Annotated in this window: 24 protein-coding genes and 1 pseudogene; 13 read left to right on the top strand and 12 right to left on the bottom strand. The window is 57.8% G+C overall.

From position 1 onward, the window contains the following. Positions 1–22 precede the first annotated feature (22 nt). From ACR0AW_RS17270 to trxA, 7 genes are read left to right on the top strand one after another with little or no spacing between them, the layout of a single operon-like run. Positions 23–1,531 (top strand): PAS-domain containing protein, encoded by a 1,509-nt coding sequence (locus tag ACR0AW_RS17270; protein ID WP_170733767.1) that lies wholly within the window; start codon positions 23–25, stop codon positions 1,529–1,531. A 40-nt stretch (positions 1,532–1,571) separates the two neighbouring features. After that, the gene (tsaE, locus tag ACR0AW_RS17265) at positions 1,572–2,042 is read left to right on the top strand and encodes a tRNA (adenosine(37)-N6)-threonylcarbamoyltransferase complex ATPase subunit type 1 TsaE (RefSeq protein ID WP_170733766.1); all 471 of its coding nucleotides are present in this window, start codon (positions 1,572–1,574) and stop codon (positions 2,040–2,042) included. Further along, positions 2,039–3,043: a phosphotransferase gene (locus tag ACR0AW_RS17260; protein ID WP_170733765.1), complete on the top strand. Its 1,005-nt coding sequence runs from the start codon at positions 2,039–2,041 to the stop codon at positions 3,041–3,043. Before tsaE ends, ACR0AW_RS17260 begins: the two co-directional genes overlap by 4 nt. Beyond that, complete coding sequence (locus ACR0AW_RS17255; protein WP_170733764.1) at positions 3,040–3,726, top strand: nucleotidyltransferase family protein; 687 nt, start codon at positions 3,040–3,042, stop codon at positions 3,724–3,726. The genes ACR0AW_RS17260 and ACR0AW_RS17255 overlap by 4 nt, the downstream gene beginning before the upstream one ends. Continuing rightward, entirely contained in the window at positions 3,719–6,646 is a 2,928-nt protein-coding gene (gene addB / locus ACR0AW_RS17250) for a double-strand break repair protein AddB (RefSeq protein ID WP_170733763.1), read from the top strand. The genes ACR0AW_RS17255 and addB overlap by 8 nt, the downstream gene beginning before the upstream one ends. Continuing rightward, complete coding sequence (gene addA, locus ACR0AW_RS17245; protein ID WP_170733762.1) at positions 6,643–10,002, top strand: double-strand break repair helicase AddA; 3,360 nt, start codon at positions 6,643–6,645, stop codon at positions 10,000–10,002. The genes addB and addA overlap by 4 nt, the downstream gene beginning before the upstream one ends. A 58-nt stretch (positions 10,003–10,060) precedes the next feature. After that, a complete protein-coding gene (gene trxA, locus ACR0AW_RS17240; protein ID WP_170397826.1) occupies positions 10,061–10,381 on the top strand; it encodes a thioredoxin in 321 nt (106 codons plus the stop codon). A gap of 84 nt (positions 10,382–10,465) precedes the next feature. Here the strand turns inward: trxA and ACR0AW_RS17235 are convergent, their stop codons facing one another. Continuing rightward, the gene (locus ACR0AW_RS17235) at positions 10,466–10,729 is read right to left on the bottom strand and encodes a hypothetical protein (protein ID WP_170397824.1); all 264 of its coding nucleotides are present in this window, start codon (positions 10,727–10,729) and stop codon (positions 10,466–10,468) included. Positions 10,730–10,997: 268 nt separating this feature from the next. Between ACR0AW_RS17235 and ACR0AW_RS17230 the strand changes: the two genes are divergently transcribed. Both ACR0AW_RS17230 and ACR0AW_RS17225 read left to right on the top strand, forming a co-directional pair. Further along, positions 10,998–11,348: a Lin0512 family protein gene (locus ACR0AW_RS17230; protein WP_170397821.1), complete on the top strand. Its 351-nt coding sequence runs from the start codon at positions 10,998–11,000 to the stop codon at positions 11,346–11,348. Next, on the top strand, positions 11,345–11,707 hold the full coding sequence (locus tag ACR0AW_RS17225) for a Lin0512 family protein (protein WP_170407917.1): 363 nt from the start codon (positions 11,345–11,347) through the stop codon (positions 11,705–11,707). Before ACR0AW_RS17230 ends, ACR0AW_RS17225 begins: the two co-directional genes overlap by 4 nt. A 55-nt stretch (positions 11,708–11,762) precedes the next feature. Here the strand turns inward: ACR0AW_RS17225 and ACR0AW_RS17220 are convergent, their stop codons facing one another. Continuing rightward, positions 11,763–11,960: a DUF1127 domain-containing protein gene (locus ACR0AW_RS17220; RefSeq protein ID WP_170397815.1), complete on the bottom strand. Its 198-nt coding sequence runs from the start codon at positions 11,958–11,960 to the stop codon at positions 11,763–11,765. Between the two features lie 197 nt (positions 11,961–12,157). Here ACR0AW_RS17220 and hslV point away from each other — a divergent pair, with 197 nt between their 5' ends. Together hslV and ACR0AW_RS17210 are read left to right on the top strand one after the other, a co-directional pair. Next, entirely contained in the window at positions 12,158–12,715 is a 558-nt protein-coding gene (gene hslV / locus ACR0AW_RS17215) for an ATP-dependent protease subunit HslV (RefSeq protein ID WP_170397812.1), read from the top strand. Then, entirely contained in the window at positions 12,712–13,065 is a 354-nt protein-coding gene (locus ACR0AW_RS17210; RefSeq protein WP_170425354.1) for a hypothetical protein, read from the top strand. Before hslV ends, ACR0AW_RS17210 begins: the two co-directional genes overlap by 4 nt. 29 nt (positions 13,066–13,094) lie before the next feature. Here the strand turns inward: ACR0AW_RS17210 and ACR0AW_RS17205 are convergent, their stop codons facing one another. Further along, positions 13,095–14,336: an MFS transporter gene (locus ACR0AW_RS17205; RefSeq protein ID WP_170733761.1), complete on the bottom strand. Its 1,242-nt coding sequence runs from the start codon at positions 14,334–14,336 to the stop codon at positions 13,095–13,097. A 105-nt stretch (positions 14,337–14,441) separates the two neighbouring features. Further along, a complete protein-coding gene (locus tag ACR0AW_RS17200) occupies positions 14,442–14,843 on the bottom strand; it encodes a DM13 domain-containing protein (protein ID WP_170397803.1) in 402 nt (133 codons plus the stop codon). A gap of 198 nt (positions 14,844–15,041) precedes the next feature. Between ACR0AW_RS17200 and hslU the strand changes: the two genes are divergently transcribed. Continuing rightward, complete coding sequence (hslU, locus tag ACR0AW_RS17195; protein WP_170407914.1) at positions 15,042–16,349, top strand: ATP-dependent protease ATPase subunit HslU; 1,308 nt, start codon at positions 15,042–15,044, stop codon at positions 16,347–16,349. 97 nt (positions 16,350–16,446) lie between these two features. Further along, complete coding sequence (locus ACR0AW_RS17190; RefSeq protein WP_170733760.1) at positions 16,447–17,544, top strand: alpha/beta fold hydrolase; 1,098 nt, start codon at positions 16,447–16,449, stop codon at positions 17,542–17,544. Here the strand turns inward: ACR0AW_RS17190 and ACR0AW_RS17185 are convergent, their stop codons facing one another. The 8 genes and pseudogenes from ACR0AW_RS17185 to ACR0AW_RS17150 all read right to left on the bottom strand — a co-directional run. Further along, on the bottom strand, positions 17,545–18,366 hold the full coding sequence (locus tag ACR0AW_RS17185; protein ID WP_170733759.1) for an ATP-binding cassette domain-containing protein: 822 nt from the start codon (positions 18,364–18,366) through the stop codon (positions 17,545–17,547). Further along, positions 18,363–19,361 carry an ABC transporter ATP-binding protein gene (locus tag ACR0AW_RS17180; RefSeq protein WP_170733758.1) on the bottom strand — a complete coding sequence of 333 codons (999 nt, stop codon included), beginning with the start codon at positions 19,359–19,361 and terminating at the stop codon, positions 18,363–18,365. Before ACR0AW_RS17180 ends, ACR0AW_RS17185 begins: the two co-directional genes overlap by 4 nt. Continuing rightward, positions 19,358–20,488, bottom strand: a complete 1,131-nt coding sequence (locus ACR0AW_RS17175) for an ABC transporter permease (RefSeq protein WP_170397790.1) — start codon at positions 20,486–20,488, stop codon at positions 19,358–19,360. The genes ACR0AW_RS17180 and ACR0AW_RS17175 overlap by 4 nt, the downstream gene beginning before the upstream one ends. A 4-nt stretch (positions 20,489–20,492) precedes the next feature. Then, positions 20,493–21,497 carry an ABC transporter permease gene (locus ACR0AW_RS17170; RefSeq protein WP_170397787.1) on the bottom strand — a complete coding sequence of 335 codons (1,005 nt, stop codon included), beginning with the start codon at positions 21,495–21,497 and terminating at the stop codon, positions 20,493–20,495. Between the two features lie 61 nt (positions 21,498–21,558). Beyond that, positions 21,559–23,598 carry an ABC transporter substrate-binding protein gene (locus ACR0AW_RS17165; protein WP_170397784.1) on the bottom strand — a complete coding sequence of 680 codons (2,040 nt, stop codon included), beginning with the start codon at positions 23,596–23,598 and terminating at the stop codon, positions 21,559–21,561. Positions 23,599–23,618: 20 nt separating this feature from the next. Next, positions 23,619–24,512, bottom strand: coding sequence for a DeoR/GlpR family DNA-binding transcription regulator (locus tag ACR0AW_RS17160; protein WP_170514169.1), 894 nt, complete (start codon positions 24,510–24,512; stop codon positions 23,619–23,621). 178 nt (positions 24,513–24,690) lie between these two features. Then, the gene (locus ACR0AW_RS17155; RefSeq protein WP_170397778.1) at positions 24,691–25,530 is read right to left on the bottom strand and encodes an EamA family transporter; all 840 of its coding nucleotides are present in this window, start codon (positions 25,528–25,530) and stop codon (positions 24,691–24,693) included. A 2-nt stretch (positions 25,531–25,532) separates the two neighbouring features. Further along, positions 25,533–25,671 (bottom strand): annotated as a pseudogene (locus ACR0AW_RS17150) (iron-containing alcohol dehydrogenase); the annotation flags it as partial.

Raw genomic sequence — 25,671 nt, 5'->3', positions numbered from 1 at the left:
GTTTTACCCGGGGGTTGGAGCAATGGCCGAATGGATCGTTCTGGCCGCAATCAGCGTGGTTTCGGCCAGCTTTGCGATATTGTGGCTCTTGCCACGCCATCAGGCCAAAACAAGAGATTTCGGGCTGTCAGCGCCCGGAGCGCTGTTCGATGTTGTCTTCCTGTTCGATGGCGACCGGTTGATCAGCCACTCCGATATTGCGCTGGCAGGTTACGAATCCGTCAGCAACTGGGCTGATCTGCGGCGTTTGCTGCAACGTGATTTTCCCGCTTTCCCCGAAACGCCCGAGATTGTCCGGTCCGGGGGCAACATCGCCGTTTCAGCCATCGACTGCACAGTCGAGCGCGAGGTTCTGTGCGAATGGATCGATGGTATCATTCGGGTTCAATTACGTGATCTGACGGGGACCATCCCTGCGCCACGCCGTGACCAGCGCGATCCAATTCGTTTGGCGATGGAGCAGGCGCCCTACCCTGTTTGGCTGATAGATCACCGTGACAAGGTGGGCTGGTGCAATGCGGCCTATGTAAGGTTGGTTCGCAAGATCGCGGGACCGGATGCCGATCTGACGGACCCTCTGTTTCCTTCTCACAAGGACGAGGCGCAGCTGAGTCGAAAAACCCGTGTCTCGATTCCAGTAAGGGACAGCGATGCCAAGCTCTGGTTTGACCTGACCCAGGTCGCACACGAACAGGATCAGTTGTGTTACGCGGTCGATATCAACGCGATTGTCGAAGCCGAGACAGCACAGCGCAAGTTTGTGCAGACCATGACCAAGACCTTCGCACAGCTCTCCATTGGTCTGGCGATCTTTGACCGCAACCGGCAACTGGCCCTGTTCAATCCAGCGCTGATTGATCTAACCACCCTGCCACCTGATTTCCTGAGCCTGCGCCCAAGCCTGTCCAGCTTTTTTGACCGGCTTCGCGACCAGCATATGATGCCCGAGCCTAAGAACTATCGCAGTTGGCGGCGCCAGATGAACGACCTTCTGGAGGCGGCACAGGACGGAAACTATCAGGAAACCTGGTCGCTGCCATCAGGATCGGTCTATTCCGTCAGTGGTCGCCCGCATCCCGATGGGGCCGTGGCTTTCCTGTTCGAAGATATCACCGCCGAAATCACACTGACCCGAAGGTTCCGCGCTGAAACGGACCTTATGCAATCCATTCTGGACAAGCTGGCTGATGCCATCGCGGTGTTTTCGGATGACGGTTCGCTGGCGATCACAAATTACGCCTATCAGGTGTTGTGGGGCGACAGCGGCGAAGTAGGATTCGAACCAGCAACGGTGCTGGAAATCACACGCCAATGGCAGGAGTACTGCACCGCCACGCCGATCCTTGGCGAGATCCGCGAATTCGTCACCGCGCGCGAGAATCGGGCCGAATGGTCGGCTGAACTGATCCTAAAATCCGGCGGCTCTTTGAACTGCACGGTCAGCCCCATGCAAAACGGGGCAACAATTGTCCGTTTCGCCTCGGACAACCCGGTCAGGAACATCACGGAAATACAAAGAATCAGCGCCTGAACCGGTTGCAGCCGATCCGGCGCAGGTTCATTGTGACGCCATGAACGCACCGCTGACTCTGACCTCGAAATCCCCATTCGACACTGCCGAAGTTGCCACCAAACTGGGTGGCGCATTGCAGTCTGGCGATACTATCCTGCTTGAAGGTACGATCGGCAGCGGCAAAACCCATTTCGCACGCGCATTGATCCAATCTCTTCTGTCCGCGCCCGAAGATGTGCCTTCGCCGACCTTTACTCTGGTTCAGGTTTACGAGACGCAGCTTGGTGAGGTCTGGCATTCAGACCTCTATCGTCTTTCTGCCGTGGAAGAGATCGAAGAGCTGGGGCTGGTCGACGCCTTCGACGTCGGCATTTGCCTGATCGAGTGGCCTGAAAAGCTGGGTCCCCTGACGCCAGAGCCGGCCTTACTGATCCGGTTCACCACAGACGCCAACGAACAAGATACGCGACAACTTAAGATGTCGTGGACAGACCCGAAATGGAACGCCAAGCTGGAGGGGATCCAATGACGAACCGGGCCATTCTGGCAGAAGCCTTGATCGCGCAGACACCATGGAACGGCGCACGGCATACGCCTTTGGCGGGTGATGCATCAAACCGCCGGTACGAGCGTCTGACCGACCCTGCCACCGGCCGGACCGCCGTTTTGATGGATGCTCCGCCCGACAAGGGCGAAGCTGTTGAACCCTTCGTGCGTATGTCGAAATACCTGCGTTCCATTGGGTTGAGTGCGCCGGAAATCTACGCCGAGGACTGCGAATACGGGTTTCTGTTGCTCGAAGATTTGGGCGACGATCTGTTCGCACGCGTCTTGCGGGACGATCCGACGCTTGAGCGCACGCTGTATGACGCCGCAACCGATGTACTTGTCCATCTTCACGCGGCGCCGACGCTTTCGCTAGACAGTTACGACCCCGCTCTGATGACCGAATTGGCGGCGCTGTCGTTCACGAAATATGCGCAAGGCATTCTTGGATCGCACGACGACGAGGCCCGCGCCCGGTTTGAGCTGCGCTTTGCGGATATCCTGCACCGGGAAACCGGCGGAACGCGGGTTGTTGTGCAACGCGATTACCACGCAGAAAACCTGATCTGGCTGCCCGAGCGCGAAGGTCTGGCGCGCGTCGGTCTGCTGGATTTCCAAAGCGCGATGCTGGGGCATCCCGCCTATGACCTGATGTCACTGCTACAGGATGTGCGTCGGACTGTGCCCGCCGGGATCGAGATGCGGATGATCGACCGCTATATCACCGCAACCGGCGTCGATGGGCATGATTTCCGCACCGCATATGCTGTTCTGGGCGCTCAGCGTAACCTGCGCATTCTAGGCGGTTTTGCCCGGCTGGCGACCGATTATGGAAAGCCACACTACGTCGACCTGATCCCGGCTGCGTGGGCACATTTGATGCGCGATCTCGAACATCCCGCGTTGGTGGCGGTGGCAGACCTGTTGCGCAGCGCCCTGCCCGCCCCAAGCCCCGAAAACCTGGAAAAGCTGAGGGCGCAATGATCGGCACCCCCCAAGCTGCAATGCTGTTTGCCGCAGGCTTTGGCACCCGCATGGGTGCCCTGACCAAAGACCGGCCCAAACCGCTGATCGAGGTGGCCGGGCGGCCCTTGATTGATCACGCACTTGATCTGGTCGATGCGCTGAGGCCGCTGCGGGTTGTTGCCAACCTGCACTACCACGCTGATCAGTTGGCTGATCATCTGGCGGGCCGCGACGTTATGATTTCGCGGGAAGAAACGCGCATTTTGGATACTGGTGGTGGGCTGCGCGCAGCGCTACCTCTGCTTGGATCCGATCCGGTATTCACCTTGAACAGCGACGCAATCTGGGCTGGGCCCAACCCACTGAATTTACTGAAGGATCAGTGGAATCCGGATAAAATGGATGCGCTGCTGATGTGCGTTCCAGTTGGGCAAACCCTAGGCCACTCCGGCCCTGGTGACTTCACTCAGGACAGCACAGGGCGGATCGTCCGCGGTGCAGGTCTTGTTTACGGCGGGGTACAAATTCTGAAAACCGAAGCGCTGCATGACATCGCTGAGGACGTGTTTTCATTGAACGTGTTGTGGGATCGAATGCTGCAGCAAAAGCGCCTGTTCGCACTGTCTTACCCCGGTCGCTGGTGCGATGTGGGGCGTCCCGAGGGTATTGATCTGGCCGAGGGGCTGATTGCCGATGTTTGAGCCCAGCGCCCTGCCCCGGGTCTTCGCCATTCCTCCGGGCGCGGATTTCCCCAAGGTGTTGGTTGACGGGCTACATGAGCGGTTTGTGGGGCAGCCGCCCGACGCGCTGGCCCGGGTGCAACTGGTGATCAACACCCGCCGGATGGCGCGCCGGGTGCGCGATCTGTTTGATCAGGGTCCCGCTTGCCTTTTGCCACGCCTCTCTTTGGTCACCGATCTTGGCGAAAGCGCCGATCTGGCGCAGATCCCGCCCGCAATCCCGCCATTGCGTCGCAGGCTAGAGCTGACGCAGTTGATCGCTAAACTGCTGGACCAGCAGCCCGATCTGGCAGCCCGATCCTCGCTGTTCGATCTGTCTGACAGTCTGGCCGGGCTTATCGACGAGATGCAGGGGGAAGGTGTCTCTCCCGATGCGATCAGGCAACTGGATGTCAGCGACATGTCCGGCCATTGGGCGCGGGCACAGGCCTTTATAGGCATCGCTGATCAGTTCATGGAATCCGGTTCGGAGGCGCTGGATGCGCAGGCCCGACAGCGGCGCGTGGTCGAGAACCTGATCGCGCGCTGGGAGGCGTCGCCGCCCGAACATCCTGTCATTCTGGCAGGCTCTACCGGGTCTCGCGGAACCACCCTGATGCTGATGCAGGCGGTTGCGCGTCTGCCTCAGGGGGCGCTGGTGCTACCCGGCTATGATTTCGACCAGCCTGAACATGTTTGGAGCAATCTGGATAACCCGCTGACATCTGAGGATCATCCTCAATACCGGTTCCGCAAGCTGATGCTTGGGCTAGGGCTTCGCCCGGATCAAATCCGGCCATGGACCACGGATCAGGCCCCTTCACCTGCCCGTAACAAGCTGATTTCGCTTGCATTGCGCCCTGCCCCGGTCACCGACGCATGGATGACTGAAGGCCCGCTCCTGCCCGACTTGAACGGTGCGACCAAGGATGTGACGCTGATCGAGGCGCCCTCGCCCCGGGCCGAGGCCTTGGCCATTGCGCTACGCCTACGGCAAGCGGCCGAGACCGGCCAGACCGCCGCGCTAATCACCCCCGACCGGATGCTAACCCGGCAGATCAGCGCCGCACTGGACCGGTGGAATATCCTGCCCGATGACAGCGCGGGCCTGCCACTGCAGCTGTCTCCGCCCGGGCGGTTCCTGCGCCATGTCGCCGGGCTGTTCGCGCGCCGCCTGGATGGCGAGGCTCTGCTGACACTGCTCAAACACCCACTGTGCCATGACGGGGGCGACCGGGGCAGCCACCTGCTGCATACCCGCGATCTTGAGCTTGACCTGCGTCGCTATGGCCCGCCCTTTCCCGACAGCGCCAGCCTGACCGCTTTCGCCATTCGTACTGAAGCGCCCGAGGACTGGGTCCGCTGGGTTACCCAGACATTTTGCGATCAATACGACCCCAGCGAACAGCCACTGCCGGACTGGGTCGCCCGGCTTCGCACGCTGGCCGAGATGATCTCGGCAGGTGCAACCGGTGAATCTGGCACATTGTGGGACAAGAACGCGGGCCAGAAGGCGCTTGCGGTGATCTCTACTTTGGAAGCCGAAGCACAGCATGGCGGCGCGATGACCGCCCATGACTTTGCCGACCTTCTGGGCGCGTTGTTGGCAGGTGAAGAAGTCCGCGACCGCGATGCACCTCACCCGCATCTGATGATCTGGGGCACGCTGGAAGCGCGCGTTCAGGGTGCGGATCTGCTAATTCTGGGTGGCTTGAACGAAGGCAGCTGGCCCGAGGCTGCGGCACCCGACCCCTGGCTGAACCGTCAGATGCGCAATGAGGCCGGTCTTTTACTGCCCGAACGCAGGATCGGCCTGTCCGCGCATGACTTCCAGCAGGCGGCAGGTGCGGCAGAGGTGGTTTTGACCCGCGCTACCCGCTCGGATGATGCGGAAACCGTGCCATCCCGTTGGCTGAACCGCATGACCAACCTGTTGCAAGGCCTGCCTGAACAGGGTGGAACTAGGGCGTTAGAAGCAATGCAAGCGCGGGGCCAACGGTGGCTGGATTGGGCAGAAATGCTGGAACATGCACCCCGAATCGCACCCGCGCACCGCCCGTCGCCACGACCACCCGTCGCGGCGCGGCCACGGCGGCTATCGGTGACCGAAATCAAACGCCTGATCCGCGATCCGTACGCCATATATGCCCGGCATATCCTGCGATTGAGACAACTGGACCCGCTGGTTCAGGCGCCAGATGCCCTGCTACGCGGTATCGTCATCCACGAGGTGATGGAACAATTCGTGCGTGACAGCGTTCTGGATCCGGCTTTATTGACCCGAGAAAATTTCCTGAAACGCGCCAAAGCTCTGCTGGACGACCACGTTGCGTGGCCAACTGCCCGAAAGCTGTGGCTGGCGCGGCTAGAGCGGATTACCGATAGCTTTCTGTCCGCCGAGATTCAGCGCCGCGCCGATGGCGGGCCTGTGGCTTTTGAGGTTGGGATGCGCCTGACGTTGACGCCGCTGGACTTCACCATTGCCGGACGTGCCGACCGAATCGATCGAAGCGGGCAGGGGGCCTTGCGTATCATCGACTACAAGACGGGCACTCCGCCGACGGAAAGTCAGCAAGCCAAATTCGACAAACAACTGCTGATCGAAGCTGCAATGGCCGAGCAGGGCGGTATCGAAGGATTCGATCCGCTTCCCGTTGCACAGGCGATCTTCATTGGCATGGGCGGCACCTATAAAGAAGTGCCCGCACCGCTGCAGAAAGAGCCGACCGACAAGGTGCTGGCCGAACTGAAAGAGCTCATTTCAGCCTATTTAGTGCCTGATCAGGGGTTCTCTTCACGCAGGATGCTGCACAAGGACACAGATATAGGGGACTATGATCACCTCGCCCGGTTCGGCGAGTGGGATCGTTCGGCGGAAACCGAACCGGAGGACCTGACATGACCCCCCGCAATGATGCCACCGAACGGCAGGTTCAGGCCGCGCGCCCGGACACCTCAACCTGGCTGGCGGCCAATGCGGGCTCGGGCAAGACGCGGGTGCTGACCGACCGGGTGGCGCGGTTGTTGCTGGATGGGGTGCAGCCGCAGCATATCCTGTGCCTGACCTATACCAAGGCCGCGGCCAGCGAGATGCAGAACCGGCTGTTCAAACGTCTTGGCAAATGGGCAATGTTGGGCGACGGCGACCTTCAGGCTGAGTTGGTCGAACTTGGCGTACCAGGCCTGATCGATCCCGACCGGTTGGCGCAAGCACGGACACTGTTTGCCCGCGCCATCGAGACACCCGGTGGCCTGAAAATCCAAACGATCCACTCCTTCTGTGCTTCGCTGCTGCGACGGTTCCCGCTTGAGGCGGGGGTCAGCCCTCAGTTCTCCGAAATGGAAGACCGGGCTGCGGCGTTGCTGCGCGAAGAGATCATTGAAAGTTTTGCCGACGGCCCTCAGGCCGAATTGATCGAAGACGTTGCCCGCTTTGTCACCGATACCGGTTTTGACAAACTGACTGCCGCTGTTGCGCAGAAACGAAATCAGTTTGAACATGTGCTGCAATGGCCGGACATTCTGCAACGGTTTGATCTGCCCGAAGGTTTTGATGGCCAGGTCCTGCTGCGTAACGTGTTTCTGGGCGGTGAGGTCGAACTGATCCAGTCCATTTTACCCGCGCTTTCGGAAAGCGGAGGGAACAATGCCAAGGCCGCCGACAAGCTTGTCGGCTTTACCGACGCCCGGCTCAGCAAACTGACGATACTTGAAAACGTCCTATTGACGGGTAAGGGTGCGAAAGAGCCCTTTGCCGCAAAACTCAACAGCTTTCCAACCAAGGCGCTGCGTGAAGGGGTGCTGGCAGATCGGATGCCCCAGCTCGAGGCCCTGATGCTGCGGGTCGAAGCCGCGCGGGAACAACGACTGGCGCTGGTTGCGGCCCAGAAAACCCATGTATTACATCGCTTTGCCGCGGCCTTCCTTCCGGAATACGAGCGGTGCAAGCAGGTGAGGGGTTGGCTGGATTTTGATGACCTGATCCTGCGCGCACGTCAGGTGCTGAACGACCCAGCGGTGGCGGAATGGGTGCTGTACCGGCTCGACGGTGGCATCGATCACATTCTGGTGGACGAAGCGCAGGACACCAGCCCAGATCAGTGGGACGTGATCGAAAAGCTGGCACAAGAATTCACCAGCGGGGAAGGGGCCCGATCCGGGGTTGAGCGCACGATCTTTGTGGTCGGCGACAAGAAACAGTCAATCTATTCCTTCCAAGGTGCCGACCCGCAAGCCTTTGACCAGATGCAGGCCGAATTTGGACGAAAACTCCGAGAATCAGGCTCTAAACTGTGGGATTCAACGCTGGAATATTCGTTCCGCTCGTCCAGCGCGATCCTTGGGCTGGTCGATATACTGTTCGAAAACCATGTAGAGGCCGGGTTCCACAAGGATGCCTTGCACCGGGCATTCAAGGCCGATCTTCCTGGGCGCGTCGACCTATGGCCGGTGATCGAGAAGGTTGAAGACGAGGATGACAGCGATTGGACCGATCCCGTTGATCGACCTGGCGCACGGCATCACACCGTCATTCTGGCAGAACAGGTTGCCCGGTCGATCAAGGATATGATCAGGGATGGCGCCACCATTCCCGATGATGGCGATGCGTCGGGGACATTTGTCCGGCGCAAAGTGCTGCCCCGCGACTTTCTGATCCTTGTCCAACGCCGCTCGGACCTGTTTGCCGAGATCATTCGCGCCTGCAAAAGCGAGGGCCTGCCCATCGCGGGGGCAGATCGCCTGAAGGTGGGCGCGGAATTGGCGGTCAAGGATCTGGCTGCTTTGCTTAGCTTTCTGGCCACACCCGAAGACAGCTTGTCACTGGCGACAGTCCTGAAATCCCCACTGTTTGGCTGGACGGAACAACAGTTGTTCGATCTGGCTCATCGCAGGGAGGAAACTTATCTATGGGCAGCGTTGCGCAATCGTGCCGAGGAGTTCCCGGTAACGCTTGCGATTCTGAACGACCTACGCGGTCAAACCGACTTTCTGCGTCCTTATGATCTGATCGAACGTATCCTGACGCGCCATGACGGGCGACGCAAACTGCTGGGCCGGCTTGGGGCCGAGGCTGAGGATGGTATCAACGCGTTGCTGTCGCAGGCGCTGGCCTATGAACGGACAGATATCCCAAGCCTCACCGGTTTTCTGGTCTGGATGCAAACCGACGATCTGGAGATCAAGCGCCAGATGAGCGGAGTCGGCAATATGATCAGGGTGATGACCGTTCATGGCTCGAAGGGATTGGAATCACCGATCGTAATCCTGCCGGACACTGGTAAACGACAGCCACCACGAGATGCCGAGATCATGATGGCGGGCGATACTCCGTTGTGGAAAGTGCCTTCTGATGCCTCACCTGCATTGATCGCAGCTGCGCGCCAAGAAGCCAGAACGCGCGAGGAGAATGAGCGGCTGAGGCTGCTCTATGTGGCTCTAACACGGGCAGAAAAGTGGCTAATAGTGGCGGCCGCCGGGGATGTAGGCAAGGATGGCAACAGTTGGTATCAGATGGTTGAGGCCGCGATGGCGCGGGCAGGGGCTACTCAGGTGCCCGGCACCCAGACCCTTCGACTGGCGCATGGAGATTGGGAGGCTTTGCCTGCCGTTGAACAGGGCAGCATCCCGCGCAACGAACAGCATTTGCCTGTATTTTTTGACCACCCCGCGCCAAATCTACCCGCGCCAGCCGAAACGCTCAGCCCCTCTGATCTAGGGGGTGCGAAGGCCTTGCCCGGAGATGCGGGGCAGGATGAAGAGGCGGCGAAACGACGCGGATCGCAGCTGCACCTGTTGCTCGAACATCTTCCTGCTGCCGCACAGGATCAATGGCCGCAGCTTTGCGCACGGCTTCTGGCCGATATGCAAGATGTTGAGCGGCAAGATCTGCTGACTGAGGCCACATCGGTGCTGACGGCCGAATATCTGAAACCGGTCTTTGGCTCGGATGCGCTGACCGAGGTTTCGGTCTCTGCCGATCTGAACGGCACACGAATGCATGGGGTCATCGACCGGCTGATTATAACGGATACAGAGGTGCATGTGATTGATTTCAAATCCAATGCGACTGTTCCGACCGGGCCAGAATCCTGTCCCGAAGGGCTGTTGCGCCAGATGGCGGCCTACGCCCATGCCCTGTCGCAAATCTATCCCAATCACAGTATCCGCACCGCTATCTTGTGGACGCGAACCGCGCACCTGATGTGGTTGCCACACGATATGGTGACGGACGCTCTGACACCGAACCCTATATCTTGACCTTGCCCGGTGCCGCACCTAGGTTCTGAGCCCAAGCATTCCCAGTCAGGAGACAGACATGTCGACCGTAGCCGTTACCGACGACACCTTTGACGCCGAAGTCAAGAATTCCGATATCCCCGTCGTGGTGGATTTCTGGGCCGAGTGGTGCGGCCCCTGTAAGCAGATCGGCCCCGCCCTGGAAGAGCTGGCCAGCGAATATGGTGGCAAGGTGAAGATTGCCAAGGTCGATGTCGACAGCAACCCAAACTCAGCCGCGGCCATGGGCGTGCGCGGGATTCCGGCGCTGTTCATTTTCAAAGACGGTCAGGTGGTTTCGAACCGCGCTGGCGCGGCCCCGAAGGCGGCCCTGCAAAGCTGGATCGACGAGTCGATCTGACCTTCGCTAGTGTCCGAACGCAAAAAGGCGCCCCGCATTAGGCGCCTTTTTTTGTGAAAGCCACTGCGTGACAAGAGTTTAGACTCACTTGATGGTCCACCTCACCGATACTCCCGCGCCGTCTTTGTGGGTAAATGTAACGGTGTCGTCTGCGATTGAAACCACCTGACAGTCATGGGGCATCACTTCACCGACGATCACGATTCTCCGACAGTAATACCTGTCTTTCCACTCCCACGTGCCGCTGATACTGCCACCTTTCGGGCCTTTGCCCTCAACCGTGCCGTCCTTGTGAATTGTCACCCAGGTTTCGCCCTGAACCAGCTTCTTATCAACGATCAGGTTCATAAATTTCGCTTTGTTTTCTATGACTTCAGCGGATACGCCTGGCGCCAGAAGTCCAAACAACAACAATGATGACATGAGCCGAAAATACGTCATGGAATCAAACCTTTCATAGATCGTGTGCTTAAACAGACAGAATTCTAGTCGATAGCTGCGGTACACACCAAACATTCGGGTTTCGTGGTTTGGCCGGATGCAGTTCACTGTACTGGTTCTTTCAATTCGCAAGAACTCGTGCAGATTGTCGGGTCATCAGGAATAAGGAGGCGACATGCCCAAAACTCGGGTATTGGTGGAATTCGGTATGGGTACGTCGCTTCGGCGCGAAGACTATACCGAAGCAGCGCTGCGCGCGCTCAAGGATGCGCTCTGGCATAACTCGGTCAATATGGCGGAATTGTTCGGATTCCCGAAAGAGGCCATGATCATCGACGCGGAAATCGGAGTACAGCAACCGGACCGGGTGGATTCGCAGGCGTTGAAGGCCATTTTCCCCTACGGCCAGCCCAACATCACGGTCACACATGGTGGCTTGGATATCGACAAACCCCATTCTGAAGGTCGCACGGTGATCGCCAACGCCGCGATCGTTGTCTCATTTGATATGGAGCCCGCCCGATGACGGAAAAACGCATCATTCTGGAGATGGGGACCGGCAACGACCTGTATGGTCAGGACTATACCAAGGCCGCGCGCCGCGCTGTTCAAGACGCGCTGCACCACTCGTCCATCACGCTGTTTTCCAAACTGGGCATCAGTCATGAGGAGATGCGCGTTGAGGTCACGATTGGCGTTCAACAGCCTGAGAAGGTTGATTGTGATCTTGTCGCCTCGGATCTGCCTCGGGGCCGCGCCTCGGTTCGGGCGGTCAAAGGGGGACTGGATGTCGAGGATGCCGAGGCGGGTACCCGGCATGTCGTAGCCACTGCTGCAGTTGAGGCTTATCTGCCTGATCTCGCAGGTAAATTCGTCGAAAGCTGAAAAAGAAAAAGCCGCTCAATCGAGCGGCTCATCTTATAAGTGTTCAAATCCTGGATCAGAACTTGGAGATATCAGCGCGGGTCAGCCCGACGTCTTCCAGCTGCTCGTCGCTCAGTTGCGACAGTTCGTTGCGTGTCTGATATGATTTGTACCATTCGACAACGTTTTCGAATGCATGAGAGAATGCGTCCACTGCGTGCAGGATGGTGACTGCTCCGCGCGGCGCATGGGTTTTTGCGATTGCGTTTGCCATGTGCTTAGTCCTTTTAACAGAAACAGCCGACCCGTTGTCGGTTGTAAGCCTCATGTAACTCCGGCGGCTGAGTCTCACAAATGCTGACTCAACAGCCCCGGTTTGCGTTTACTGCATATCTTTTGGGCAGTTTTAGAACCGGTTGCGCAGAACCCGTGCCCGGCCCATATATGGCAGCACGGATAACGGAGGCATTCATGGCAGACAGCGATTTTCCCGGATGGCACGGCACCACTATTATTGGCGTCAAGAAGGGCGGGCAGGTTGTCATCGCCGGGGACGGGCAGGTCAGCCTGGGCCAAACCGTGATCAAGGGCACTGCGCGAAAGGTGCGTCGCCTGACACCGGGCGGGTTCGAAGTGGTCGCCGGATTCGCCGGATCTACGGCGGATGCGTTCACGCTGCTGGAACGTCTGGAAGCCAAGCTTGAGGCGACGCCCGGCCAACTGGCGCGTGCTTCGGTCGAGCTGGCCAAGGACTGGCGCACCGACAAGTATCTGCAGAAGCTCGAGGCGATGCTGATTGTGACCGACGGCAAGGATCTGCTCGTGATCACTGGGGCAGGGGACGTGCTTGAGCCGGAACACAACGTCGCTGCAATCGGGTCGGGCGGCAACTTTGCCCTGGCGGCGGCCCGTGCGATGATGGATAGCGACAAACCAGCCGAAGATGTGGCGCGTGAAGCTATGGCAATTGCTGCGGATATCTGCGTCTATACCAACGGCAATCTGACGGTTGAGACGATCGGGTCATGAGTGCGGTTCTGGCAGCGATATTTGGTGGGCTGATTGGCGGTATTGTTGGGCCGATTGTGCTTGAGGAATATCGGAACCGGAAGCACGCCAAGACATGGAAAGAGCCTCGCAAGAAGCTGCTTGAGTCCATGTTGAGGGATACCAAATACAAGTTCAAAACTCTGGAACGGCTCAGCAGAACAATTGGCTGTACCGAAGATCAGACACGCTCGCTATTGATCGAGCTGGAAGCCAGAGGCGCTGTTTCAAAGAAGACCAAAAAGGAAATTTGGGCACTGATAGAGCGCGCGCCATTACAGGAAAGCCAGCGCAAACTTGACGAAGAAGAAATCGAGGAAGAGCAGGAGTAGGTGACCCTTTCCGCTCTATCGGCTGTTCTTTACGCCAATAGCGCTTTGATCTCTTTCCCCTTCCACCTCAGATGCATCCCGATCAGGCCCATCAGGGCAGTGACGATGACGATGTAGTAGGGGACGCGGATGTCGATGCTCATCAATCCGCCACCGATCAGGGACATGATACCGCCTGCTAGGCAGAACACGGCTGTGGTCACGCCCATGACCCAGCCCTGATCCGTTTCGGCAACGCTGGATGAGAACAGGCCTAGCAGCGTCGGGTAAGAAACGCCGAAGAAGAAGTAGAAGAAAAAGACCGGAATATAGCTCAGTACCCCGCTGGGGCTGAATGCGAAGGCAAAGCCACAGATCACCATGGTGACCAACGAGGTGTAGATGATCTGGTGCTTGCTGAACCTCTCTTGCGCTGGTTTCACAAGGAAGGTGCTGGAAAAGGCCAGCGCAACGCCAATGACCACCATCGCCATGCTGCCCCCTATTACGCCATAACCCCACGCGCTGGTCAGGAAGTTGTCGACGAATACATAGAAAGTAACGTTGGCGACCATGAACAGGGCATAAACTGGCATGATTTTCAAAACCAACGGGTGTTCGCGCACAGCTAGGAGGCTGTCGGTTATGTCGCGGGGGCGGAAGACGAAGGGTTCGCGCTCGGTTCTGGTATCCTTGAAGAACGCGGTCACAAGAAAGATTGCAATCAGGACCAGCACAAACGCCCCGTAGAAAGGCGTTTTCAATGTCGCCGCGCTGCCCAATAAGGCTGCATCGGAAAGAACCGCGCCTATGATCGGTCCTCCGACCAAGCCAAAGCTGACACCGGTCACAATATAACCCATGTTGCGGTCGCGGTCGGCAGCGTCGGTGCTGCCATCGATCATCGCCGCTTGTGCGATGGGCTGATTTCCAGCCGTAAACCCGGTGATCGAACGACCAATGATCAGCAATAGCAGGCTGTTGAGATAAAGCGCTGCGATGGTCAGGGCGTAACCGACCAACGCCCCGGTCAAACAGACCAAAAGGGCATTCTTGCGCCCGATGGAGTCTGAAACTTTCGAGACATAGACCACCCCCAGAAACCAAGACAGGAAGAAGCAGCCGATCACCAGACCATAATAAAAGTGCCTTGTGCCCATGGCCGTGCTTTCCGGCAAGAAGCCGGACTTCGTTTCCATGATCAGGGAGTTGATGATGGGAAACACCAGCCCTTGTCCGATCAGGTCAACAAAGACCACAAACAGCAGGGTGATCTTGGCAATCTTGGTCATGAAAACGCCCCCAGTTCCAATATCTTGGGGCGAGTGTAACAGACAGTTGCCCTGTCACCTAACGGCGTGTCAGAGGCCGGAAAGCCCGACCCCTGAAGGGTGTGATTACTTCAACGAAGCAACGCCCAGCGGGACGCCGGCAACCTCGCACCAAATGTAAACTTCGTTGTAGCCCGAGACATCCATGGTTGGCGGTACGGCATAGGATTGCTTGCCGGTCAGGTGCAGCAGCGCGCCCAGTTTGCTGTCTGGGGCGTATGTGCCGTCCTTACCAAATGCGACACGCGGGTCGGGGCCGTTGTCCAGCGAAAAGTCGTCGCCCAGTTCAACGATGTAACGCTCGCCATCTTTGACCAGTTTTACCGAACCGGTAGTGACGTGGTTCGAGCGGCCTTCAAATGTGCCTTTCTTTTTTGCGCCACCGGCCAGGGCAGCGGTGGTGCCGACCAGAGACAGGGCCGCGCCGGTAGCTGCAGCTTTCACAAAAAGCGAACGACGAGTCATCATGATGAGGTATCTCCCTAATGTCATACGGACGCAGAGTCCGTCGCGAAAGGTTATGCCGCAGACGCTGTGCATCTGGCGATTCACATCACCACGAAATTCCGTGTGCTGCCCGTGAGTTGCCGTGATCTTCTCGTGATCGGCTTGTGTTTTCGCGCCGTATGATTAGGTTCCGCTGCGAAACACACGGATAGAACACATATGACCGACCTGACCCCGCGCGAGATTGTCTCGGAACTGGACCGCTTTATTATCGGGCAGAAAGACGCGAAACGCGCCGTCGCCGTGGCGCTACGCAACCGCTGGCGGCGCAAGCAGTTGCCAGATGACATCCGCGATGAGGTCTATCCAAAAAACATTCTGATGATCGGACCCACCGGCGTTGGCAAGACCGAGATCAGCCGCCGTCTGGCCAAACTGGCCCGCGCACCCTTCATCAAAGTTGAAGCCACCAAATTCACCGAGGTCGGCTATGTCGGTCGGGACGTTGAACAGATCGTGCGTGATCTGGCTGACGCCGCAATCCTGCAAACCCGCGAGTATATGCGCGAGGATGTCAAAGCCCGCGCCCATCAGGCCGCCGAGGATCGCGTGATCGAGGCGATTGCTGGAACCGACGCCCGCGAAGCGACGCGGGAGATGTTCCGTAAGAAGCTGAAAGCGGGTGAGCTGGACGATACCGAAATCGAGTTGGAACTGTCAGATACCACGAACCCGATGCCGATGTTCGATATACCGGGCCAGCCGGGTGGTCAGATGGGGATGATGAATCTGGGTGATATCTTCGGCAAGGCCTTCGGTGGAAGGACCGTCAAGAAACGCATGACTGTCGCTGAAAGCTATGAGGCCTTAATTGGGGAAGAGGCCGACAAGTTGCTGGATGATGAAACTGTCAACCGTGTGGCTTTGGAATCGGTCGAACAGAACGGCATCGTGTTTCTGGATGAAATCGACAAAGTCTGCGCCCGATCCGATGCGCGCGGGGGCGATGTCAGCCGGGAAGGGGTTCAGCGCGACTTGCTGCCTCTGATCGAGGGCACCACTGTCAGCACCAAACATGGCCCTGTGAAAACCGACCATATCCTTTTCATCGCATCCGGTGCGTTTCACATCGCCAAGCCCTCGGACCTGCTGCCAGAACTTCAGGGCCGTTTGCCGATACGCGTGGAGCTGCGCGCCCTGACAGAAGAGGATTTCGTACGTATCCTGACCGAGACCGACAACGCTCTGACCCTGCAGTATACTGCCCTGATGGGCACTGAAGAGGTCACGGTCAGTTTCACCGAAGACGGGATCGCAGCCTTGGCCCGGATTGCGGCGGATGTGAACCAAAGCATCGAGAATATCGGTGCGCGGCGGCTTTACACGGTGATGGAGCGCGTGTTCGAAGAGCTTTCGTTCACCGCACCGGATCAGGCAGGGGCTGAGATCACCGTCGATGCAGGTTTCGTGAACGACAATCTTGGCGAACTGACAAAATCCACAGACCTCAGCCGTTACGTTTTGTAACAGGTGCCAGCCGGATTTTGCCAATGAGTCGTTCCCTCAGGCTGGACGCGGGGCGGGAATACGGTAGCGTAGCCCTGTAACTTCACAGGGGCAGAGCGTGCTGCGCTATTTCATCATCATTGTGACGCTGTCTGTGCTGACCGCCTGTGCGGATCGGTCTATCACAGAGATCACACCCGAAGCCCTTAAGGTCGGCACCCCCGCCACGGTCTTTGCCGCCACTACCCGTGCGCGCGAGCCGGATGGCAGCTACGGAGCTAACCGTGCCGTGGCATTGCGTTACCTTGAGATGACCGTCTCGATTCCGCCGTCGCACACGCCGGGTGAACTCAAGTTCTCATACGCGAACCCGAATCCGAACAAACAGTTTGTCGTGGCCGATGTTACCGAGTTCTCGGGTCCGCAGGATCTGAAGTCCCGTCTGCGTGGCGTGGATGACGTGGTCATCTTTGTTCACGGGTATAACGCCACGCAGACCGAGACCGCATTTCGGGCCGCTCAGCTGAGCCATGATATCGGTATCCCCGGAACTATTCTGATTTATTCCTGGCCCAGTAAGGCACGCGGCACCGGTTACGCCTATGATCTGGACAGTATGCTGTTTGCCCGAGACGGGCTGGAACAGACCATTAGATTGCTCAAATCAATGGGCGTAAAGCGGGTCGTCCTGATAGCGCATTCGATGGGCAGCGCACTATCGATGGAGATGATGCGGCAAGCCGAACTGCGCGAGCCGGGATGGGCAAGCCGCAATCTTGAGGGGGTCATCCTGATCTCACCTGATCTGGATGTGGATCTGTTCCGATCCCAGATGAACAGCATCAAGAGCCCGCCCGACCCGTTTGTGGTGATGGTGTCCCAGAAGGACAAGATTCTGAACCTGTCGGCTCGGCTGCGCGGCACCGCGGACAGTCAGAGGTTGGGTAATATCAGTTCGGTCGACGCATTGGCCGAATATCCGATCAGCGTGATCGACACGACTGCATTCAACAGCGATGCGGGATCATCTCATTTCGTGGCGGCGACGTCTCCGGCGCTGCTGGCCATTCTCAGTTCGGTCCGCCGGGTCAGCAACACCTTTGGCCCCGACCGGCCTGGCATCGATGTCCTTGTCCCACCCAGCGAGCGCAGCACAGATGGAGCGACCGAGATTGTGCTGACCGAGACCGGACAGGCGCAGGTCAGCGCGCCCTGATCAGGCACGCATTCGATGATCGGGGTCCAGCGATGGGATCGCATCCAGCAACCGCTTGGTATAGTCTTGCTTGGGAGCGGCAAACAGTTCGCGCGTTGGGGCGCTTTCGACGATCTTGCCGTGATACATCACAACCACAAAATCGCAGGTATGGGCCACAACCGACAGATCGTGGCTGATGAACATGAAGGTCAGGCCCATATCTCGCTGAAGGGATTTCAGCAGGTTCAGGATATCCGCCTGAATCGACACGTCCAGCGCCGCCACGCATTCATCGGCAACTACAAATCGCGGGTTGCAGGCCAGCGCCCGCGCAATCGAAATCCGCTGACGCTGACCGCCCGAAAACGCGTGCGGATAGCGTCGCAGATGTTCAAGGTTCAACCGGCATTTGCCCGCAATCTCGCGAACCCGCGCATCGGTTTCCTCACGCGATGCGGTCAGGCCCATCACCTCCAGCGGTTCGGCTATGATATCACGCACGGTCATCCGAGGACTAAGCGCCGCGTAAGGGTCCTGAAAAATCAACTGAGCCCGACGGCGATAGGACTTGAGATCGGTTACTGACATTTTGGTCAGATCGAACTGCTCTTCACCATCATCATAGCTTGCGCCACCGCTGGTGATTGGAACCGCATTCAGCAATGCGCGGCCAAGTGTTGTCTTGCCCGAGCCGGACTCGCCGACCACCCCAACAAAAGCCCCTCGCGGGATTTCGATCGAGACGTTGTCGACCGCCTTCAGCGTGCGCTTATTAAACAACCCGCCACCAAGGGGAAATTCGACCGACAGGTTTTCGGTTTTGATCAGTGCATTTGTCATGGCTGGCCTGGCACGTCTTCGGGGAAAATGGCTGCGAAATGGCCGGGGCTGACCTCGGTCAAGGGTGGGCGTTCCGTTTCATATCGCGATCCGGGTTTGAGTTCCGGGTTGCGTGGATGGAACACGCAGCCTGATGGCCGCTCCAGAGGTGAGGGGATATCGCCAGGGATCGGGGTTAGCGGTGCGTCCAGATCATCGAGTTTGGGTAACGCGTTCAGCAGGCCACGCGTATAGGCATGTGCCGGATGGCGGATCACCTCACTCACAGGTCCGCTTTCCATGATCCGACCCAGGTACATCACCGCAACCCGGTCGGCGGTTTGGGCGACGACGCTTAGGTCATGGGTGATGAAAACGATGCCCATGCCGAACTCGGCCACCAGATCCTTCATCAGATCCAAAACCTGAGCCTGAATGGTCACGTCCAGCGCCGTTGTCGGCTCATCCGCGATCAGCAGTTTGGGCTTGGTCGAAAGCGCCATGGCGATCATCGCCCGCTGACGCATCCCGCCCGACAATTCGAAAGCGTATTGGTTGAACCGGGCCGCCGGTTCAAGGATACCCACCCGGTCCAGCATTTCGATCGATAGTTCTTTGGCCTGCTTTTTGCTGAGGTCCGTGTGGATCAGCAACTGTTCAACCATCTGCTTGCCGATAGTGATCGCGGGGGCAAAGCTGGCCATCGGCTCTTGGAAGATCATACTGATCGCCCCGCCGCGCACAATCTCCATGTCCTTGGGCCGCTTCAGCGCCATGATATCAACCGGGCCGCTGTCGAGATGCAGATCGATCCGGCTTTCCGGCGCATAGATCGCGTTGGGTGGATTTAGTTTCATCAGTGACTTTGCCGTCACTGATTTTCCCGATCCACTTTCGCCGACCAGCCCGAGCACCTCGCCTGGGACGAGTGAAAACGAAACATCCTCGACCGCCGTGATCAACCCTTCATCGGTTTTGAACTGAACGGACAGGTTTTCGACATCGATCAGGCTCATTTGCGGGTCTCCGAATAAGGATCAGCCGCATCGCGCAGGCCATCGCCAACGAACACGAAAGACATCACGAGAACGACAAAGAAGATGACCGGGATGAAATACCATTGGTAATTCAGCAGAACATCCGCCTTGGTCACATTCTGCAACATCACGCCAAGTGAGTTGACCGGATCTTTCAGCCCCAGCCCGATAAAGCTGAGCGCGGTTTCGCTGAGGACCATATAAGGGAACGAGATCACCAGATCGACGATGATGTAGCTGGTGAAGCTGGGCAGCAGGTGACGCCGGATGATGTGGCCCGGCGACGCGCCGCACAGTTTCGCCGCAAGCACGTATTCCTGATTGCGTTCCGTTAGCAGATGGGTACGCACCCGCCGCGCCAGCGTCGGCCAGCCGACCAGTCCCAATATGGCCGTTATCACGAAAAACCGTGTCTCGGCCGACCATTCCGGCGGGATAAAGGCCGCAATCGCCATGAACAGAGGTATGGCCGGAACCGTACGGATCGCATCGGTGATCATTTGGATCACACTGTCGACCATTCCACCGTAATATCCGGCCACCCCTCCGATCGCGAGCGCCAGCACGAACGAAATCATCACCCCAAGCGTTCCGACCTGTAGCGACGTCCAAACCGCATGCAGTGTACGGCTGAAGATATCCTTGCCGGCACTGTCGGTTCCGAATAGGTGAACATAGCCCTGATCGACACCAAACAGGTGGATGTTACCGGGAATGACTCCAAACAGCTTATATTTGTCGCCCCGAACGAAGAACTGGATATATCGGCGTTCATCCTCGTTCACTTTCTCGACCCAGCGGAAATTGGTCGCCAACGAGCGTTCGCGGGTTACCCCGTGCAGGAACGGGCGGATCGAGCAGCCATTCTTGTCGCAGAATTTTGGAATCTGCGGGGCTCCGTTCAGATAGTCTTTGTCACGCCCTGCGGCGGTCGGATCGTAAGGCGACAGGAACGGAGCAAAGATGCCCGACAGGATCAGGACGACCAGAACTGTGGCCGCAATCATCGCCGCGCGCTGTTTCTTGAATCGGGCCCAGATCAACTGACGCTGCGAGGCGGTGAAATAGGCTTCTTTTGCCTTTTGGTTGTCGATTGTCGCAGTCATCTGGTCACCTAAGGATACTTTTGCGCACGCGCGGATCGATCACCGCAAGCAGAATGTCGGTGAAGAAATTCAACGTTACGATTGATGCCGTCAGCAGAAAGATGATGGCCCCCGCAAGTTGCTGATCATTGGACCGCGCCAACGCTTCAAGCAAAAGCGCCCCGGCTTCGGTCAATGTCAGGATCAGCGCCACAATGGGCAGTTCGTTGAAGATCCGGTTCAGGTCAAAGCCAAGGCTGTTGACGATCGGCCCCAGCGCATGACGGGCCGGATAGCGCCATAACAGTCGGCGGCCATAAATGCCCCGCGCGGCAGCAGCGGTGACATACAGCTTCCCGATCTCATCCGACATCAACGCGCGCACGGTCTGCAGCGCAAAGGCTGTGGCCGACCAGCCCAGAATGAAGATCGGCAGCCAGGCGTGTTTCAGCAAATCGAGGAACTTGCCCCAAGACCAAGGCGCTTCTTTGTACTCGGGCGAGAACAGCCCGGTCAGAGTCTCGCCGAAATAAACGGTTGAAACCAGCATCACCATCAGGGCCAGCAGGAAGTTCGGCATCGCCAGACCCAGATAGCTGACGATCCGCAGCGAGTTGTTCAGTACCGCACTGCGCGAGGCGGCAGAAATGATGCCCACAGGGATTGCAATGGCATAAGCCAGCGTCAAAGCGCCAAGGCAGATCCACAGCGACAGCCAGAACTTGTCGCCCAGCAGCTGTGCAATATTCACCCGCAGGATGCAGCTTTCGCCGAAATCGCCACGAAACGCCCCTGACAACCAGGTGGCCCATCGGGTCAGGAATGGTTGATCCAACCCCAGTCGGGCGCGTTCTGCTGCAACGTCAGCAACGGTGATCGCGGACCCTTGGGTGTTTTTATACGCCAAATAGCGCTCGGCACAGTCACCGGGCACCAGTTCCATCAGTGAAAAAACAATCAGCGATACGATGACCAAAGTGACCAACGCCATAACCGCCCGGGTGGCGGCAAATCTGCAGAATTGCAACATATCTGTCCCCGCGGGATGCGCGAAGGCGGGCGCGGGCGCCCACCTTCTTATCTTCTCAACCTTATTCGCTCAGCCACCACTGTGCGGGGCGGTAAGGATAGGTCCGATAGAACTCGTAAGACTGCGTTTTGAACTCGGTAAAGTTCTGCAGGTTGTTCGAGTGATAGATCGGGGCAGGAGCATTCACGGTACCCAGGAACAGCAGCTCGCCGGTCATGATCTCGACCATCTTCTGCGCGGCGGATACTGACGCATCAGAGCCGGGTGCACTGGACTGATAGGTGTCCAATGCAGCCTTCAGATCCGCGACCCAAGCCGGCGGTTCAACACCGTTTTCACCGTTTGAGCTGATGTATTCAGCCCAGAGCATACCTGTACGTACGTCGAAATAGCCATCAAACGGAGGCACCCAGATCTCGCTGTCCCCGAGGATCGACCCGGCTGGCTGGCTCTTCAGCCATAGGCCCATATCCAGCGAGTTGGCCGTTTGTGCGGCGCGGAATTCGTCGGATGTCACCTCTTTGATCGCGGTGTTGACGCCAACGTCTTTCCAGTTCTGAGCAATCAGTTCCACCAGTTGCGCCGAAGCTGGCTGGGTCGAGAACTGCCAATCCAGAACAAACGGATCACCATTCGGCAAGTCGCGGAAGCCATCACCGTCCTTGTCGACAAGACCGACTTCGTCCAGCAGCGCATTGGCGCGCTCTGCGTCGAATTCGATCTCATGGTTCGACCATTTTTCGTCGATGAAATCGGGACGTGGCGAGAAGCCGATGTACTGTGTCGGCGTTCCCAGACCAAATGCGACAACCTCGTTCAGCTGGTTGCGATCCATCGCAACAGACATCGCAGTTCTGAACCGGATATCATTAAAGATCGCGCGCTTGGCCTCGTCTTCTGCGGTCACATTGAAGGTCAGAACCGGATAGCCGATCGAAGGCTTCACCTCGACCGTGTAGTTACCGTTCTCCTGACCTTCGAGCAGCACCGGAGCGGATGTCAGGTTAACACCTTGCGATTTGTAATCGACCTCGCCATTCAGCAACTTAAGGGTGCGAACTTCTTCGTCCGGAACGTAAGTTTCATCCATTTCCGAAATGTAGGGAAGCTGGTTACCCTGCGTATCGACCTGGAAGAAATAGGGGTTGGCCACGTAGTGACGACCCTCGGTGCTCTCCTTCACAAGGATATGGCTCTCCAGCGTCGGCATGGTGTCGGTGGGAAGACCCGCCAGTTTGTCACCGGCTGTCAGCATCGGAGATGGCGTATCCATCCAGTCCGAGTTGCCATAATAGGCCTTGATCAGCTCGTACCCGTTTTCATAACCAAGCGCCTGCGCGTTGGCGTCGGCGTTGTCATCCAGCGCCGGGTGGAACTTTTCAAAGAAATGCTTGGGCTGGTAGGGCTGCACATAGGTGAACGAGAATGTCTCGGTCAGGCCAGGCTTGGGCGCGGCAAGGGTAAAGCGGACGGTGGTGTCGTCCAGCGCTTCGACCTTCATCGGCTCACCGCCCGCCAGCGCATAATCCTTCGCTTCAGCGATGACATTGGTGTCCATCATCAGGTTATCGTACCAGAAGACGATATCCGCCGCCGTAAATGGCGCGCCATCCGACCACTTGTGGCCTTCACGCAGATTCACGGTCAGCACGGTGAAGTCATCGTTCCATTCCCAGGATTTCGCCACGTTGGGCACCAGGGTCTGCAGGTCGTCGGAATAGCGGAACAGGTTGACGTGACGCACCGAAAGGAAGTCCGAGGTGCCGCTTTCTGTGGCGTTGGAGAGCGCGTCCAGAACACCGCCATACTGACCTATCGAGTCATAGGGTACGATGACCAACGGGTCAGCCGGCAGACGATCTGCCACGGCCGCAAGATCGCCATTGCCACGGATCATGCCGTTCAGATCCCCAATAGCCGGGTTTTCTGCAAAGCTGAGCGTACAGTTTGCAGCTGATTGAAACTCGGACAGATCAAACTGCTGAGGATAAGCACCGGCTGCGACGCCCTGCATATCCGCGACGGTTGCAGCAGGACAATTGGCCCAGGCCGCGCCCCCGATTGTGGCAAAGGCCACACCAGACATAAGAAGCTTTTTCATGTTTTCTCCCTAGGTTTTGTTTATTTCGTTTTGCGTTTCCGAGAGCCCGATTTGCCCGCTTTGCTTTCGGAGGTTTCTTTGTTCTTTTTTTGCTTCCGGGGCTCTGTTTCATCTGGCCCGGATTTGACATCGTATTGCGATGCAATGTGCACTTGGACCCCAGCTTGCTTGAGAACGGGTGCAAACGCATCAGGTGGCGCGATATCGGTCACCAGATCCGTCACCTTGTCGAACGGGCAAGACACGTTGGCTGCCTTTGCACCGAATTTGGTGTGGTCCGCTGCAACGATCATGCGATGCGTGTTCCCTTGCAGCGCACGGGTCAGATCCGCCTCTAGCGGGTTCGAAGCCAATACGCCTCCAACCAGCGACAGTGCATCCGCGCCGCAGATCACCGCGTCATAGCTGTACTGACACGCGAGTTCTTCAGCCGCACGGCCAAAACTGCCTCGCTCGGACCGGATTACTTCGCCCCCTGCCAGAACGGCGCGCGTGCCATTGTGATCGGCCAGGGATGCGACAACTGACAAAGAGTTGCTAACGACGGTCAAACCCCGCAGCTCACGTAGTTGCTCGGCCACATGAGTCATGGTCGAGCCAACGGTGATGAACAACACCATCTCGTCCTCAAGCAACCCGCAGACCCGCCTGGCGATGTTGGTTTTCTCGTCGGCATTATACTCCAACGCGCCCGAAAACATCGGTGTATCCTGCGCCCGAGACAGAAATGTGCCGCCATGCACACGCTCAACCTTGTTCGCGCGCGCCAGTGCCTTGACCAAACGACGCACAGTTTCCTCAGAGACGTCCATGATCTGGGCGATCTGAGTGTTGCGCGCTGACCCCCCCAGCCGCGCAAGGACATCCAGCAGCTCTCGGCCACGATGTGGGATGGTTACGCTATCATCATCCATTTTCAGACTCGGTCACATTTTCGCGCAAAAATCCACAATAAATGTAAATCTTTTGCGACAATTTTGGTTTTTTTGTCTTTTCCGGTCAACATGGCACAACAAACCTGCAGTTTCATGCGGCGTGACAGGTGGATTTCAGATCTCTCGCAAGAATCATTCAACTCATCCCAGCATGTGTTCATGACGACAATGCGATCAGCGTCACGCCAGCAGCCATCATCACGGCCGCCAGAAGGCGTCGCATGGGATTGCCCTCACCCAGGAACAGAAATCCGATTAGGGCCGCGAAGATCACTGAAGTTTCGCGTAAGGCTGACACGACGCCAAGCGGAGCGAAATTCTTGGCATAAAGCACTAGGCCGTAAGCCGTCATCGACACCATTCCGCCTGCAATCCCGATCACCCAGATGCGCAGAGGCAAATCAAGCACACGCGCGCCTCGCCGTAGCGCGACAAAGCCCACAACAAAGATATGCAGAACCGAATGCCAGGCCCAATAACTCAAGATGTTGCCTGACACCCGCACGCCCAGGCCATCCACAAGCGAGTAGATGGAAATAAAGCAGCCCGTTCCCAATGCGAAAACAAGCGATGCCCTACCGACCCCTTGCCTCAAAACCGACCAGCTGGACAGTTGAATGCCGGTGGCAATCACCGCGATCCCAATCCAGGCCTGCGTCGGCAGATGTTCGCCCGCAAATATCACGGCCCAAAGAGCGACCAGCGCAGGAACCACACCGCGCGCGATCGGGTACACCACACTGAGATCACCATGCCGGTAGGCCTGATTCAGCATGTAGAAATATCCGAAATGAACAACGGTCGAACCTGCCAGATATGGCAGGCTCTCGACATTCGGGAGCGGCAGAACCGCCACCATCAGCGCCCCCGGGATAACATGCCCCAGTGCAACCAGACCCAGCGTGACCGTTCGGTCAGCGGCCGTTTTTACAACCGTGTTCCAGATCGCATGCAGTAACGCGGCCGCAAGGATTATGAGAACGATTTCAGCGCTCACTGTCAGATCGCCGTATTAAACAGCTCAGTGATGTTTTGTTGGTTGAGTTGGATCGGATTCCCTCCGCATGAGGGGTCGATGATTGCGCCTTGGACCAGTTCGGGGATGGCGGCTTTGGTGACGCCGAGGTCGGAGAGATTG

The sequence above is a fragment of the Ruegeria sp. C5 genome (genome assembly GCF_056537605.1).
This window is presented reverse-complemented; position numbering and strand designations above follow the sequence as displayed.